The sequence below is a fragment of the Butyricimonas muris genome (genome assembly GCF_046365375.1).
Taxonomy (GTDB): domain Bacteria; phylum Bacteroidota; class Bacteroidia; order Bacteroidales; family Marinifilaceae; genus Butyricimonas; species Butyricimonas muris.
Genome location: NZ_JBKEIT010000010.1, coordinates 248,411 through 263,688, shown reverse-complemented (window position 1 = coordinate 263,688; position 15,278 = coordinate 248,411). Strand labels below are relative to the sequence as shown.

The following is a 15,278-nucleotide window of genomic DNA, read 5'->3' as shown; positions in this document are numbered from 1 at the left end:
TATAATGAAAGAAAACATGGAAAACAAGAATACCTGTTGATTTTTAAATGCACGATAAAAGGAAGATGATTTATCACCCTCCTTTTTCTAATCTAATATTTCACATTAATTCACTGCAAGGTGGTATATAAATACCTTAATTTATACTCTCTACTTTAGAATTTCACCCAAGAAACAAGTTTTTTCCGCGTATTATATATAATTTTACAAAAAACTAAAATAATGGATCGGAATAATGTTTTTATAGAGTCATTATACGGGTATAAATACACGTATAGAAATATCATTTTCAGGATATTCGCTTTTTTAGCAATTATAGGACTTGCCATTTTCCAGTACACTCCGCTGAGTCAAATAAATGATTACGATTCTATCAATGATTTGTTCCGTTATCCCATGGATTGGACATCCATAGCGTTACCTTCATCAATAGCATTCAAAAGTGCTTACTATTTCAATATTATTCAGCTGATTTTTATTATCGGATTTATCCCGAATGATCTGAAAACATCTAAATGGAAAGCCATGGATGTTTTTCATGCCCGACCACAAAGTAATAGTGAAATTGTAACCGGCAATTTTATTGGCAAACTGCTCGTTTTTGTCATGATAAATTGTTTGTGGTTTCTTTTCTCAATCATTATTAATATTGCATTTTATCCCGGGTCTTTTAAATTATCTTATTATCTCTTCTATCTAATAACTCTTACTTTCCCTTCGTTAGTTTATTTCTTGGGACTTTCTTATCTTGTAACTCGTTTTATTCACAATCAAGGTTTATGCGCCATCGTTTTATTCTTATTATTAGGGGGCATCTCCATTTGGGGAGGCGAAATTTTTAATGGTTTACTTGATCCCTATGCTCGTGAGTTTCCAAATATGTTTTCAGATTTTATAGGACACGTGGGTTTACGAAATTATTTATTACAAAGATCTTGCATCTTGTTAACGGGGATCATTTGCCTTTCATTATCCATAATTTATTATCCTAGAATCCCGAATAATAAAGCCACTGCCAGAAATTGTTTATTTATCGTTGGCATCTTATTCAGCGTGGTCGGCGGCATGATGCTATTTTATCATAGCGAATATAAAACAACAGATACAAGTAGAAAACTTTTTGTGCAAAGTTACTACAAAAAAGTGAAATGCGGAAAGATATAGTGATAGAATTGAGTTACAAGGGTTTTGGTTGAAGTGGCGATAATCCGTGAAGCCATTACAATCCCTGCCGAAGCCAAATCCTGACGCCGCTACGTTACTTGTTCGTAACCATGCCCGAAAATGCGACAAACGGGTACGAATAGCGAAACAAGGCTCTAAGGAATAGTGAGTTATCCATAACTCATGCGAAAAATCAGGTTACGGAAAAAGATTGCGCCGTTCCTCCCCGTTTTGCGTACCAACACCGGACTCTTCACCAACTAATTTTGAAACCCAAAAATTAAGGACAATGAAGAGTACATTTTCAGTAATCTACTACCTCAAGCGTCAGGTAGTGAAAAAGGACGGGACAGTTCCCGTCATGGGACGCATCACGGTGGACGGCAGCCAGACACAGTTCAGCTGCAAACTGACTGTCGATCCGAAACTGTGGGACACCAAAGGTGGACGTGTCACGGGCAGAAGCACGGCGGCACTCGAAACGAACCGTATGCTTGACAAGATGCGGGTACGCATCAACAGGCATTATCAGGAAATCATGGAGCGTGACAACTTCGTCACGGCGGAGAAGGTGAAGAACGCCTTTCTCGGACTGGAACACCGCTACCACACGCTGATGCAGGTGTTCCGCCAGCACAACGAGGACTACGAGAAGCAGGTGGAGGCAGGCATGAAAGCCAAAGGCACGCTGCTGAAGTACCGCACCGTTTACAAGCACATGCAAGAGTTCCTCGACATCCGCTACCATGTGAAGGACATCGCCCTAAAAGAGCTTACCCCGGCTTTCATCTCCGACTTCGAGATGTTCCTGCGCACGGACAAGCACTGCTGCACCAATACCGTGTGGCTGTACGTCTGCCCGTTACGGACGATGGTATTCATCGCCATCAACAACGAGTGGCTGACGCGCGACCCGTTCCGCGAGTATGAAATCAAGAAGGAGGAAACAACACGCAGTTTCCTGACCAAAGATGAGATCCGCCTGCTGATGGAGGGGAAACTGAAAAACGCCAAACAGGAATTGTACCGCGACCTCTACCTGTTCTGCGCCTTCACGGGGCTGTCGTTCGCGGATATGCGCAACCTTACGGAAGAGAATATCCGCACCTACTTCGACGAACACGAGTGGATAAACATCAACCGCCAGAAAACGGGCGTGGTGTCCAACATCCGCCTGCTCGACATCGCCAACCGCATAATCGGCAAATACCGGGGACTGTGCGGGGACGGCAGGATATTTCCCGTTCCGCATTATAACACGTGCCTTGCCGGTATCCGTGCCGTCGCCAAGCGTTGCGGCATCACCAAGCATATCACGTGGCATCAGAGCCGCCACACGGCAGCCACGACGATATTCCTCTCCAACGGTGTTCCCATCGAAACGGTCAGCTCCATGCTCGGACACAAGAGCATAAAGACGACGCAGATTTACGCAAAGATAACCAAAGAGAAGCTCAATCAGGACATGGAGAACCTTGCCGCAAGATTGAACGGCGTCGAGGAATTTGCAGGTTGCACCATCTAAAAAGAAAAGCCATGAAACGTGACACAATCATCATCGAGGACAAGGCAGTCAGCGTAACCGGTAACGACGTGTGGATGACCGCCACCGAAATAGCCGGATTGTTCCATACGACCGTCCCGGCAGTGAACGCCGCCATCAGAGCCGTCCGCAAGTCGGACGTGCTGAACGACTACGAGGTGTGCCGCTACATGCAGCTTGAAAACGGGCTGCACGCGGACGTGTACGCCCTTGAAATCATCATCCCGGTCGCTTTCAGGGTGAATACCTACAACACCCACCTGTTCCGCACATGGCTGGTGGGAAAGGCACTCTCACAAGAGAAACGGCAGACATACGTGATGTTCATACAGAACGGAAAAGCCGGGTATTGCTGATTGCACATACCCCATAAGACAAGTAAACGGGTAGCACCACAAAAGGTGTCACCCGTTTACTTTTTCATGAAACCGCCTCACTCCAGCGGCTTGCGGTAGTTCGCTTCCAGTACCCCGCGCAGCCCCGTTTCCGGGTAAAGCACCTTCCCTCCCAAAAGTATGAAGGGCAACACGCGGTTGTTGCGGTATTCCTGCAAGGTGCGCCGGCTCACACGGAGCAGTTCCGACACCTCGCCGTCCGTCAGGTAACGTTCCCCGTCCAGCGGAGGACGGTAGCTTTCCAGAAATGCGGACAGCCATTTCGAGCCTTTGCGCATATCCTGCACCACAGAGGCTATCGGCTCGTCTTCCATCGTAAAAACATCGTTGTTCTCGTTCATCATAACTTCGGATTCAGTGGGTGAATAAATCAAATCATCTGCCGTGCGGATAGAGCGTGCCGACAAGCGGTATCAGCCGCTTCACCTCCTCTGGCTTGTAATAGAACCTGCGGTTTATCTGCGAGTAGCCGATAAGCCGCCTGTCACGCAGCGTCTGCAACGTGCGCGGGCTTATTCTCAACTGCCCGCAGACCTCCTCGCCCGTGAGCCATCTTTCCATGCGCCCCGTGTCGCTTTTGCGCCTCAGGGCGGCGACCTTCTCCGAGAGTGCGCCGAATGCCGCCACCATCATCTCGAAAGTCTTTTTCTCGATAGATACTATTTCCATATTCATGTCATTTAGAGTTTGCCGCAAAGGTAACGAAACGGCATACAAGACGTATCGTTTTCCGCTGAAAGGCTGCCTGTTGCGCCGTTTGACCGGGTTACGGAGCCATCTTCCGCAAAAATCTTACGTGAGTCACGTAGTGAGTTGTTAAAGCCCCTTTTGTTTATTGCCGAATTTTGTCGCAGAAACAAAAAGAAAGGACTGAACATGAAAGTGATAACAATGGAAAGTTCCGCCTACAAGGAGATGATGGCGCAGATTGCGAACATCGCAGGGTACATCCGCGAGGCAAGGGACGAGAAGAAACGGAAGCGGGAAACCGAAGACAAGCTGCTTGACACGGCACAGGCGGCGAAGATGCTCAACGTGAGCAAGCGCACCATGCAGCGTATGCGCACCGACCACCGTATCGAGTATGTGGTGGTACGCGGAAGCTGCCGCTACCGCCTTTCCGAGATACTGCGGCTATTGGAGGACAACACAGTAAGGAACGAGGAAGGGACAATAGACACCCTGTTCCACAACCACACGCTGCGCACGGGCGGCAAACCAAAAGGAAGGAGGACATAGGTCATGGAACTGCTCACACGAAACAACTTCGAGGGCTGGATGCAGAAGCTGATGGAACGGCTCGACCGTCAGGACGAACTGCTGCTGGCGATGAAGGCTGAGGGGAAACAGCCCACTATCACGGAAAGCATCCGCCTTTTCGACAATCAGGATTTGTGCATGTTGCTCCAGATAAGCAAACGCACCCTCCAACGCTACCGCAGCGTAGGCGCATTGCCCTACAAGACGCTGGGCAAGAAGACCTATTACAGCGAGGAGGACGTGCTGACATTCCTTTCCAACCATATCAAGGACTTCAAAAAGGAAGATATAGCCTTCTACAAGGCTCGTATCCATAATTTCTTTCATAAATAACCCATTAAAACATTTTTCAGATGGCAAAGAAAAAAGACGAAAAGGACGTGCTGGTAGTCCGTGACGAGAAGACAGGCGAGATCAGCGTGGTAGCCGGGCTGAACGCGGACGGCACACCCAAGCGCACCCCCGCAAAAGCGGAGAACGCGCAGAGTTTCCTGCAATTCGACCGACATGGCGACGTGCTGGACAACTTCTTCAAGAACTTCTTCCGGCAGTGCAAGGAACCCAGCCGCTTCGGTTTCTACCGCATTGCGGCAGACCAAGCTGAAAATCTCTTAGAGGTGATGAAGCAACTGCTGAAAGACCCCGAAGCGAACAAGGAGCTGCTCGCCCCTCACAAGGTGGACACCTCCGACTATGAGAAGAAGGTGCAGGAAGAGATGGCAGCACAACAGACAGAGAAACAAGAACCTCAAAAACAGGAGAACATGGAACAACGGAAAGAACAGCAACAGGACAAATCCGAACAGATGCAGGGCAAACGTGGCTACCAGCCCATCGACGAGAGTAAAATCAACTGGCAGGAGCTGGAGGACAGATGGGGCGTAAAGCGGGACAACCTTGAAAAGTCCGGCGACCTTACGAAGATGCTCAACTATGGCAAGTCCGACTTGGTAAAGGTCAAACCGACCTTCGGCGGCGAATCATTCGAGCTGGACGCCCGCCTCTCCTTCAAGAAGGACGGTGAGGGAAACATCAGCCTCGTGCCGCACTTCATCCGCAAGGAGCAGAAGCTGGATGAGTACAAGGAACACAAATTCTCCGACAATGACCGGAAGAACCTCCGCGAAACGGGCAATCTCGGTAGGGTCGTGGACATTGTGGACAGGGAAACGGGCGAGATCATCCCCTCCTACATCAGCATCGACCGCAAGACGAATGAAATCACGGACATTCCGGCAAGCAGGGTGCGCATCCCGGAGCGCATCGGCAAGACGGAAATCACCACGCAGGAGCGGGACATGCTCCGCGCCGGACTGCCCGTACGCGACAAGCTCATCGAGCGCAACGACGGCAGAAAGTTCGTCACCACCCTGCAAGTGAACGTGGAGCAGCGCGGCGTGGAGTTCGTGCCGGGAACCGGCAAGTCGCCCCGTACCGCACAGACACAGGAAACCAAAGGCGACACATCGAAAAGTCAGGCGCAGGGCGGGGAAAATGCCGCACAGACCAAGAAGGAGCAACGCCGCAACACGTGGACGAACGAGGACGGCAGCATCCGCCCCATCAGCAAATGGAGCGGCGTGAGCTTCACCGACCAGCAGAAAGCCGACTATGTGGCGGGTAAAGCCGTGAAGCTGGAGAACGTGACCGACAAGCAGGGCTTCCATGCCACGATGTATATCAAGTTCAACCCGGAGAAGGGACGCCCGTACCGCTACGACACGAACCCTGACAATGCACAGCAGGTTGCTCCGTCCAACGAGAGCCGCACGCAGGTGGCGGTGAACAACGATGGCAAGACCAACGAGGCTACAAAGAATCTGAGAGAGCCGTTGCAGAAAGGTCAGACCAACCCGAAGGACGCCCGCCAGCAACAGCAGCAGGAGAAGCCGCAGAAGAAAACGGGCAAGGGCATGAAAATGTAATCCCGTGTCCGCCACTGAATCCAAAATAAAATCCAAAGTATCAACAAAAAAGAAGAAGACATGAAGACAATCATTGCAGAAAAGCCCTCCGTGGCACGTGAAATCGCCCGCATCGTGGGCGCGACAAAGAGAGAGGAAGGATATTTCGAGGGAGGCGGTTATGCCGTGACATGGGCATTCGGACACCTCGTTCAGCTTGCCATGCCCGACGGCTACGGCGTGCGCGGATTTGTCCGTGACAACCTCCCGATTATTCCCGACACATTCACGCTCGTCCCCCGTCAGGTCAGGACGGAGAAAGGTTACAAGCCCGACAGCGGCGTGGTGTCGCAGATAAAAGTCATCAAAAGACTGTTCGACACAAGCGAACATATCATCGTGGCGACCGATGCCGGACGCGAGGGAGAGCTTATCTTCCGCTACCTCTACCACTATACGGGTTGCACCACTCCTTTCGTGCGCCTGTGGATCAGCTCTCTCACCGACAAAGCTATCCGCGAGGGACTGCGGAAACTCGAAGACGGCAGCAAATACGACAACCTCTACCTCGCCGCCAAAGCGCGGAGCGAATCCGACTGGCTCGTGGGCATCAACGGCACACAGGCGTTATCCATCGCCGCCGGACACGGCACGTATTCCGTGGGGCGGGTGCAGACACCAACGTTGGCTATGGTATGTGAACGCTACTGGGAGAACCGCCGCTTTACGTCCGAAGCATTCTGGCAGCTCCATATCGCAACGGACGGTTGCGACGGCGAAGTCGTGAAATTCTCATCCTCCGAGAAATGGAAAGAGAAAGAACCGGCGATGGAACTATATAATAAGGTAAAGGCGGCAGGTTGCGCCACTGTCACGAAAGCCGAGCGCAAGGAGAAGACGGAGGAAACTCCCTTGCTCTACGACCTGACCACGCTCCAGAAAGAAGCCAACGCCAAGCACGGCTTCACGGCGGAACAGACGCTTGAAATCGCGCAGAAACTCTACGAAAAGAAGTTGATAACCTATCCGAGAACGGGAAGCCGCTACATCCCCGAAGACGTGTTTGCCGAAATTCCCAAACTGCTCGCTTTCATCGGCACACAGCCCGAATGGAAAGACAAGGTGCGGGCAAAAGCCGCCCCGACACGCCGCAGCGTGGACGACGGCAAGGTGACAGACCACCATGCCCTGCTCGTCACGGGTGAGAAACCGCTCTTCCTCTCCAAAGAGGACAATACCATCTATCAGATGATTGCCGGGCGCATGGTCGAGGCATTCTCTGAGAAATGCGTCAAGGATGTGACCACTGTCACGGCGGAATGTGCCGGAGTGGAGTTTACCGTAAAAGGCAGCGTCGTGAAGCAAACCGGATGGCGTGCCGTCTATGGCGAGGAAAAAGAGGAAATTACCATCCCCGGCTGGCAGGAAGGCGACACGCTGACACCGAAAGGCTCGTCCATTACCGAAGGAAAGACCAAACCCAAGCCGCTGCATACCGAAGCCACCCTGCTCTCGGCAATGGAAACGGCGGGCAAGGAAATTGAGGACGACGCACTGCGGCAGGCGATGAAGGACTGTGGCATCGGTACTCCCGCCACACGCGCCTCCATCATCGAAACGCTTTTCAAGCGCGGTTACATGGAACGCTGCAAGAAGTCGCTTGTTCCCACCGAAAAAGGACTTGCCCTCAATTCCGTCGTCAAGACGATGCGCATCGCCGATGTTGCCATGACGGGCGAATGGGAAAAGGAGCTGGCGCGTATCGAGCGCGGGGAACTGTCCGACGACACCTTCCGCAAGGAGATAGAGGCGTACACACGTGAGATAACCTCCGAACTGATCTCGTGCGACAAGCTCTTCGGCAGCCGTGACTCCGGCTGCGCGTGTCCCAAGTGTGGCACGGGCAGGATGCGGTTCTACGGCAAGGTGGTACGCTGCGACAACACGGAGTGCGGACTGCCCGTGTTCCGGCTGAAAGCGGGACGCACCCTGTCCGACGATGAAATCAAAGACCTGCTCACCGAAGGGCATACCAAGCTGCTCAAAGGGTTCAAGAGCAAACAGGGCAAGAGTTTCGATGCTGTTGTCGCCTTTGACGGGGAATATAACACGACTTTTGTGTTCCCGGAGGCTAAAAAGGACAAGAAATTTTCAGGACGGAAGAAATAGTATTAACTTTGCCACTTGTTCAGAGTAATGAATTGTTCTTCGATACCGGATTACACTCATACTTTGGATTTAGTGGTGGCACTCGGAGGGATACCGAGTGCCTTTTTCTTCCTTTTTCCAACCGATTATCCCGTTAATTATCAATCCGCTAAATCCAAAGTAATGAACAACAAGAAGAAAAACGAGGGTCAGACCGACTTTTCCTATTACGGTCTGTACCTGCTGGACTATCTCCGCACGAACAAGTTTGAACAGGCTGACGACACCGCTTTCATACGGGAACGGGCCGACCGTGCCGCCGAAACGTATGAGAGGGCACGGCTTGAAGGCTATCCCGCCGATGGTGCGCAGGAACTGGCGATGGACACGCTGCTGCGCGGGCTGCATTATTCCCGTTACGCCATCCTCCGCGAAGTCGTGGAAAACGAGTTTGCCGATGAAGTGCCGGAAGAGAAGCGTGAAGCCTTTGTCCTGAAACTGCTGCCGCTTGTCGGCAACGTGTTCTCCGTCTATGACCTCTCGGATGACAATTTCGCCCTGTCTTCCGATTACGACCTGCTCTACACGGAGCTGACGGGAGCAACCGTCCTTTACTTAGACGAATATGGCGTTTAACCGCAAACAGAAACTGCGGGACAACATCGAGGCGATACGGACGGCATTCATCCTTGACAGGGAAAATAGGACAGCGACAACCGAAGAGCGTGCCATACTTCAAAGGTACTGCGGTTTCGGCGGTCTGAAATGTATCCTCAACCCTGCAAAGGAACTGACGGATGCCGTCCGGTGGGCGAAATCCGACCTCGAACTGTTCGCCCCGACGGTGGAGCTGCACAGGCTTATCCGTGAGAACAGCAAGGACGAAACAGAGTACAAGCGGTTTGTGGATTCGCTGAAAGCGTCCGTGCTGACCGCTTTCTACACCCCCAAAGAGATAACCGACACCATCGCGGACGTGCTGGCAGATTACAGCGTCCGCCCCGCCCGTATGCTCGAACCGTCGGCAGGTGTCGGCGTGTTCGTGGATTCCATGCTGCGGCACAGCCCCAATGCGGATGTGATGGCTTTCGAGAAGGATCTGCTCACGGGTACAATCTTGAGGCATCTCTATCCCGACCAGAAAATGCGCACCTGCGGTTTTGAGAAAATCGAAAGACCGTTCAACAATTATTTCGACTTGGCGGTGTCCAACATTCCGTTCGGTGACATTGCCGTGTTCGACGCGGAGTTTCAGCGGAGCGACTCTTTCGGCAGACGCTCCGCCCAGAAAACCATCCACAACTATTTCTTTCTCAAAGGACTGGATGCCGTGCGTGACGGCGGTATCGTGGCGTTCATCACCTCGCAAGGGGTATTGAATAGCACCAAGACCTCCGTGCGTAACGAGCTGTTCAGTCAGGCCAATCTGGTATCCGCGATACGCCTGCCCAACAACCTGTTCACGGACAACGCGGGCACGGAGGTGGGCAGTGACCTGATTGTCCTGCAAAAGAACCTCAGCAAGAAGGAAATGTCGCAGGACGAGCGGCTGATGACCGTGATACAGACGGACACGAAAACCGCCCTGACCGACAACGCCTATTTCATCCACCACCCGGAACGCATCGTGCATACGATGGCGAAACTTGACACAGACCCCTACGGGAAGCCCGCTATGGTTTATCTGCACGAGGGCAAGGCAGCAGGCATCGCCGGGGATTTGCGCCGTATGCTCGACGAGGATTTCCATTACAGGCTTGCCATGCGCTTGTATTCGGGTTCAATCCGGCAGGCAGGAACGGAAGAAAAAGTTGCCGTTCAAAATAAAGTAGAGCGTCCTGCCATAAAATTGGAAACAGTATCCTCGGCGCAGACGGTGGAAACTCCGACAGAAAAGCCGCAACCCGCAGATGAAAAGCCGGAGATAGAACCGCGCCCGCAATATTCCGCAGGCGTGCAGCTCACCCTGCTTGACCTCTGGGGGATGACGGAAGAGGTCAGCCAACCGAAAACCTCCAAAAAGAAAAAGACGGTGAAAAAGGCAGTTACGGCAAAGTCCACTCCGCCCAAACCGAAAGTCACGGTTACACCGACAGCTCCAACTGCAAAACCCGCAATGGAGAATAAGGAGGTGAAAGCGGAGAACACCGCCAAGCCTGCCGACCCGGACGACATCTATGCCACACTGGACTGGGATACCAATCCTCCCATCAACGGTTTCTATGAAATGATGATGGGTTTGACGCCGGAGCGTAGGAAAGAACTTCGGGAACTGGCAAGGCAGCATAACGAGAAACAAGTGGCGGAAAAGACGGAAGTGAAAGCCGTGCCGGAAACTTCCCGTGAGCAGCCACGACAGGAGGAAACACAGCCGGAGGCAGTCGCCGCACCTGCCGTTACAGATACCCCATCGGAAGCGGTGGGGACTTTCCTTTTCCCCGACATCGAAGCGGAAAAGCCGAAGGAGGAAGTCGTGGACCTTTCTCCGCGTGCCTACCACCGCACGCCGGAGATGCACCTGCGCGAAGGGTCGCTGGTGGCTGACCGGGGGCGTCATAACATCGGCTACCTGAAAGACATCACGCCATACGGGGCGACATTCCAGCCGCTCGACCTGAAAGGATACCAGAAGGAAAAGGCGTTGTTGTATGTGTCGCTGCGTGACGCCTACGAGCGTCTGTACCGTTATGAATCGCTCCGGCGCGAGGCAAATGTTCCGTGGCGAGAGCATCTGAATACCTGTTACGATGAGTTTGTCATGCGCTACGGCAACCTCAACGCCAAGCAGAACGTGAAGTTAGTGATGATGGATGCGGGCGGGCGCGACATCCTTTCGCTGGAACGGATGGAAAACGGAAAGTTCGTCAAGGCGGACATCTTCGAGCATCCTGTTTCCTTCGCGGTGGAGAGCCATGCCAACGTAGGCTCTCCCGAAGAAGCCCTGTCTGCGTCGCTCAACAAATATGGTACGGTCAATCTCGACTATATGCGGGAGATAACCGACAGCACGGCGGAGGATTTGCTCACTGCCCTGCAAGGGCGCATCTACTACAATCCGCTCGTGACCGGTTACGAAATCAAAGACCGTTTCATCGCCGGAAATGTCATAGAGAAAGCGGAACGCATAGAGGCATGGATGGGTGACAATCCCGAAAATGAGCGTATGCCGGAGGTGAAGCAGGCGTTGGAGGCTCTGAAAGATGCCGAGCCGCAGCGCATCGCCTTCGAGGATCTGGACTTCAATTTCGGGGAACGCTGGATTCCGACGGGTGTCTATGCCGCCTACATGAGCCGGCTGTTCGACACGGAGGTGAAAATCGCCTATTCCGCAAGCATGGACGAGTTTTCGGTGGTGTGCGGCTACCGCACCATGAAAATCACGGACGAGTTTCTGGTGAAGGGGTATTACCGGAACTATGACGGTATGCACCTCCTAAAACACGCCCTGCACAACACCTGCCCTGACATGATGAAGTCCATCGGCAAGGACGAGCATGGCAACGACATCAAGATGCGCGACAGCGAGGGAATACAACTCGCCAACGCCAAGATTGACGAGATACGAAACGGCTTCTCCGAATGGCTCGAAGAGCAGTCGCCGCAGTTCAAGGAGCGGCTTGTGACGATGTATAACCGCAAGTTCAACTGTTTCGTGCGCCCGCGCTACGACGGCTCCCATCAGACCTTTCCCGACCTCAACCTGAAAGGGCTGGCAAGCCGGGGTATCAAGAGCGTCTATCCCTCACAGATGGATTGCGTCTGGATGTTGAAACAGAACGGCGGCGGAATTTGCGACCACGAGGTGGGAACCGGTAAGACGCTGATAATGTGCATCGCCGCGCATGAGATGAAGCGTCTGAATTTGGCACACAAGCCGATGATTATCGGGCTGAAAGCCAACGTTGCGGAGATTGCAGCCACCTATCAGGCGGCATATCCCAACGCACGTATTCTGTACGCTTCGGAGAAGGACTTTTCGACCGCCAACCGTGTGCGCTTCTTCAATAATATAAAGAACAACGACTACGATTGCGTCATCATGTCGCACGACCAGTTCGGCAAGATACCGCAGTCGCCGGAATTGCAGCAGCGCATCCTGCAAGCAGAGCTTGACACGGTGGAGGAAAACCTCGAAGTGCTACGGCAGCAGGGAAAGAACGTGTCGCGGGCGATGCTGAAAGGATTGGAGAAGCGCAAGCACAACCTTGAAGCGAAGCTGGAGAAGGTGGAACACGCCATAAAGTCACGCACGGACGACGTGGTGGATTTCAAGCAGATGGGCATCGACCACATCTTCATAGATGAGAGCCACCAGTTCAAGAATCTGACTTTCAACACGCGCCACGACCGTGTGGCGGGATTGGGAAACAGCGAGGGAAGCCAGAAGGCACTTAACATGCTCTTTGCCATACGCACCATACAGGAGCGCACAGGAAAAGACTTGGGTGCGACCTTCCTCTCCGGCACGACTATCAGCAACTCACTGACTGAATTGTACCTGCTGTTCAAGTACCTGCGCCCGAAGGAGCTGGAACGGCAGGACATAAGGTGTTTCGACGCTTGGGCGGCGATATTTGCCAAGAAGACGACGGATTTTGAATTTAACGTGACGAACAATGTGGTCCAGAAGGAGCGTTTCCGCTACTTCATCAAAGTGCCGGAGCTTGCCGCCTTCTATAATGAAATCACGGACTACCGCACGGCGGAGGATGTGGGCGTTGACCGTCCTGCCAAGAACGAGATACTGCACCATATACCGCCCACGCCGGAACAGGAGGACTTCATACAGAAACTGATGCAGTTCGCCAAGACGGGCGATGCCACCTTGTTGGGCAGGCTGCCGCTTTCGGAAACGGAAGAAAAGGCGAAGATGCTCATCGCCACGGACTATGCCCGGAAAATGGCACTCGACATGCGCATGATAGACCCGAATTACGAAGATCATCCCGACAACAAAGCGAGTCACTGTGCCAAGATGATCGCGGAGTATTATCAAAAATACGACGCCCAGAAAGGCACGCAGTTCGTTTTCTCTGATTTGGGGACATACCAGCCGGGCGACGGGTGGAACGTCTATTCGGAAATCAAGCGCAAACTGACGGAGGACTACGGTATACCGCCAAGCGAGGTGCGCTTCATTCAGGAGTGCAAGACCGACAAGGCGCGGAAGGCGGTGATAGACGCCATGAACGCCGGGACGGTGCGTGTGCTGTTCGGCTCTACCTCTATGCTCGGAACGGGTGTGAACGCCCAGAAACGGTGTGTGGCTATCCATCATCTCGATACGCCGTGGCGACCGTCCGACTTGCAACAGCGTGACGGACGCGGAGTTAGGGCAGGTAATGAGATTGCCAAACATTTCGCCGGGAACAACGTGGATGTAATCATCTACGCGGTGGAGAAGTCACTGGACAGCTACAAGTTCAACCTCCTGCACTGCAAGCAGACTTTCATAAGCCAGCTCAAAAGCGGTGCGATGGGTGCGCGTACCATCGACGAGGGGGCAATGGACGAAAAATCGGGCATGAATTTCTCGGAATACATGGCGTTGCTCTCCGGCAATACCGACCTGTTGGACAAGGCGAAACTGGAAAAGCGGATCGCATCGCTCGAAGGGGAACGCAAGTCGTTCAACAAGGGCAAGCGTGATTCGGAGTTCAAGCTGGAGTCAAAGACCGGCGAGTTGCGCAACAACACGGCTTTCATAGATGCCATGACGGAGGACTGGAACCGCTTCCTGTCGGTGGTGCAGACCGACAAGGAGGGCAACCGCCTTAATATAATAAAGGTGGACGGAGTGGATTCCGCCGATGAGAAGGTCATCGGAAAGCGTTTGCAGGAGATAGCCAAGAATGCCACGACCGGAGGGTTGTACACGCAGGTCGGTGAACTTTACGGTTTTCCGATAAAGGTGGTGAGCGAAAGGATACTCAAAGAGGGATTGGAGTTCACCGACAACCGCTTCGTGGTCGAGGGGAACTACAAGTACACCTACAACAACGGGCATCTGGCGATGGCTGACCCGTTGGCCGCCGCCCGCAACTTCCTCAACGCGATGGAGAGGATACCCTCCATCATCGACCAGTACAAGGCGAAGAACGAGGTGCTGGAGATGGAGATACCGCAGTTACAGGAGATAGCGGGTAAGGTGTGGAAGAAGGAGGACGAGCTGAAGCAGTTGAAGTCCGAACTTGCCGCCCTTGACCGAAAAATTCAGCTGGAGCTTGCGCCACCCACGCCCGAAGTCGCAGAAAAGGAGAATGAAGGGCAACAGCTCAAGCCGGAAGCGGAAGATGTGAGGAACAGGCAGGCGCAATATCCCGAAAATGCACCGCCGCAGATACGCAGTCCGGCGGATAGTATCGTTGCCAACCATGTCATAATCGGGCGTCCGGGACTGTATGCCAAGGAGGAAACCCGGTCCAAAGGATTGAAAATATAACCTAAGGAATTTTATCTGAAGTATTAATAAGGGCTATCCCAAAAGGTCTAAAAGTAAATTTTATCCTTTCTGCAAGTATCTATAGGATGGCAACTGCATTTTTTTCTTTTTGGGCAGCCCTTATTAAAATTTATTCTTATTTTAGGTTATATACATTCATGTCCATTTATGTAAAAAATTCCTGCTGACCTTGTTTATGTCTTGTCAGTCACCATTTGCAAAACCATATTTGACCCTCAAAGAGGCTGAATTTGATAAGTAACTTGCTACATACTCATAATAAGGAGCTAAATAGAACACGAATGGGAAATACACAAATGCTAAACTAAAGAAGATATTGGCCAAAATAAACGCTATACCGAGAGAGAAACTTGATTTTTCAACTTCCTAAAACGGTGTTGTTCAAACATTTCTACTTATTT

General features: G+C 52.3%; 11 protein-coding genes. 9 read left to right on the top strand and 2 right to left on the bottom strand.

The window, feature by feature from the left end:
* Positions 1 to 222 precede the first annotated feature (222 nt).
* The 3 genes from ACK8P8_RS16930 to ACK8P8_RS16920 all read left to right on the top strand — a co-directional run bounded on the left by ACK8P8_RS16930 (position 223) and on the right by ACK8P8_RS16920 (position 3,063).
* Positions 223 to 1,164, top strand: a complete 942-nt coding sequence (locus tag ACK8P8_RS16930) for an ABC transporter permease (protein ID WP_410026092.1) — start codon at positions 223 to 225, stop codon at positions 1,162 to 1,164.
* 289 nt (positions 1,165 to 1,453) lie between these two features.
* A complete protein-coding gene (locus ACK8P8_RS16925) occupies positions 1,454 to 2,689 on the top strand; it encodes a site-specific integrase (protein WP_004291422.1) in 1,236 nt (411 codons plus the stop codon).
* An 11-nt stretch (positions 2,690 to 2,700) separates the two neighbouring features.
* Positions 2,701 to 3,063: a hypothetical protein gene (locus ACK8P8_RS16920; RefSeq protein ID WP_004291423.1), complete on the top strand. Its 363-nt coding sequence runs from the start codon at positions 2,701 to 2,703 to the stop codon at positions 3,061 to 3,063.
* Positions 3,064 to 3,140: 77 nt separating this feature from the next.
* Here the strand turns inward: ACK8P8_RS16920 and ACK8P8_RS16915 are convergent, their stop codons facing one another.
* Positions 3,141 to 3,446, bottom strand: a complete 306-nt coding sequence (locus tag ACK8P8_RS16915; RefSeq protein ID WP_004291424.1) for a helix-turn-helix domain-containing protein — start codon at positions 3,444 to 3,446, stop codon at positions 3,141 to 3,143.
* Between the two features lie 31 nt (positions 3,447 to 3,477).
* Positions 3,478 to 3,777: a helix-turn-helix domain-containing protein gene (locus ACK8P8_RS16910; protein WP_004291426.1), complete on the bottom strand. Its 300-nt coding sequence runs from the start codon at positions 3,775 to 3,777 to the stop codon at positions 3,478 to 3,480.
* Positions 3,778 to 3,915: 138 nt separating this feature from the next.
* Here ACK8P8_RS16910 and ACK8P8_RS16905 point away from each other — a divergent pair, with 138 nt between their 5' ends.
* The 6 genes from ACK8P8_RS16905 to ACK8P8_RS16880 are packed head-to-tail and all read left to right on the top strand — an operon-like array spanning position 3,916 to position 14,856.
* Positions 3,916 to 4,341, top strand: coding sequence for a helix-turn-helix domain-containing protein (locus ACK8P8_RS16905; protein WP_004291432.1), 426 nt, complete (start codon positions 3,916 to 3,918; stop codon positions 4,339 to 4,341).
* A gap of 3 nt (positions 4,342 to 4,344) precedes the next feature.
* Positions 4,345 to 4,695, top strand: coding sequence for a helix-turn-helix domain-containing protein (locus tag ACK8P8_RS16900; protein ID WP_004291454.1), 351 nt, complete (start codon positions 4,345 to 4,347; stop codon positions 4,693 to 4,695).
* Positions 4,696 to 4,715: 20 nt separating this feature from the next.
* On the top strand, positions 4,716 to 6,287 hold the full coding sequence (locus tag ACK8P8_RS16895; protein WP_004291455.1) for a DUF3945 domain-containing protein: 1,572 nt from the start codon (positions 4,716 to 4,718) through the stop codon (positions 6,285 to 6,287).
* A 60-nt stretch (positions 6,288 to 6,347) separates the two neighbouring features.
* Positions 6,348 to 8,435 carry a type IA DNA topoisomerase gene (locus ACK8P8_RS16890; RefSeq protein WP_004291456.1) on the top strand — a complete coding sequence of 696 codons (2,088 nt, stop codon included), beginning with the start codon at positions 6,348 to 6,350 and terminating at the stop codon, positions 8,433 to 8,435.
* A gap of 27 nt (positions 8,436 to 8,462) precedes the next feature.
* Positions 8,463 to 9,050: a DUF1896 domain-containing protein gene (locus tag ACK8P8_RS16885; RefSeq protein WP_004291461.1), complete on the top strand. Its 588-nt coding sequence runs from the start codon at positions 8,463 to 8,465 to the stop codon at positions 9,048 to 9,050.
* The gene (locus ACK8P8_RS16880; RefSeq protein ID WP_004291462.1) at positions 9,040 to 14,856 is read left to right on the top strand and encodes a helicase-like domain-containing protein; all 5,817 of its coding nucleotides are present in this window, start codon (positions 9,040 to 9,042) and stop codon (positions 14,854 to 14,856) included. The genes ACK8P8_RS16885 and ACK8P8_RS16880 overlap by 11 nt, the downstream gene beginning before the upstream one ends.
* Positions 14,857 to 15,278: the final 422 nt, after the last annotated feature.

Coding starts and splice junctions, on each gene's coding strand:
- ACK8P8_RS16915 (WP_004291424.1), bottom strand. CDS start 3,446: ATGATGAACGAGAACAACGATGTTTTTACGATGGAAGACGAGCCGATA.
- ACK8P8_RS16880 (WP_004291462.1), top strand. CDS start 9,040: ATGGCGTTTAACCGCAAACAGAAACTGCGGGACAACATCGAGGCGATA.
- ACK8P8_RS16920 (WP_004291423.1), top strand. CDS start 2,701: ATGAAACGTGACACAATCATCATCGAGGACAAGGCAGTCAGCGTAACC.
- ACK8P8_RS16910 (WP_004291426.1), bottom strand. CDS start 3,777: ATGAATATGGAAATAGTATCTATCGAGAAAAAGACTTTCGAGATGATG.
- ACK8P8_RS16895 (WP_004291455.1), top strand. CDS start 4,716: ATGGCAAAGAAAAAAGACGAAAAGGACGTGCTGGTAGTCCGTGACGAG.
- ACK8P8_RS16900 (WP_004291454.1), top strand. CDS start 4,345: ATGGAACTGCTCACACGAAACAACTTCGAGGGCTGGATGCAGAAGCTG.
- ACK8P8_RS16925 (WP_004291422.1), top strand. CDS start 1,454: ATGAAGAGTACATTTTCAGTAATCTACTACCTCAAGCGTCAGGTAGTG.
- ACK8P8_RS16890 (WP_004291456.1), top strand. CDS start 6,348: ATGAAGACAATCATTGCAGAAAAGCCCTCCGTGGCACGTGAAATCGCC.
- ACK8P8_RS16930 (WP_410026092.1), top strand. CDS start 223: ATGGATCGGAATAATGTTTTTATAGAGTCATTATACGGGTATAAATAC.
- ACK8P8_RS16885 (WP_004291461.1), top strand. CDS start 8,463: ATGAATTGTTCTTCGATACCGGATTACACTCATACTTTGGATTTAGTG.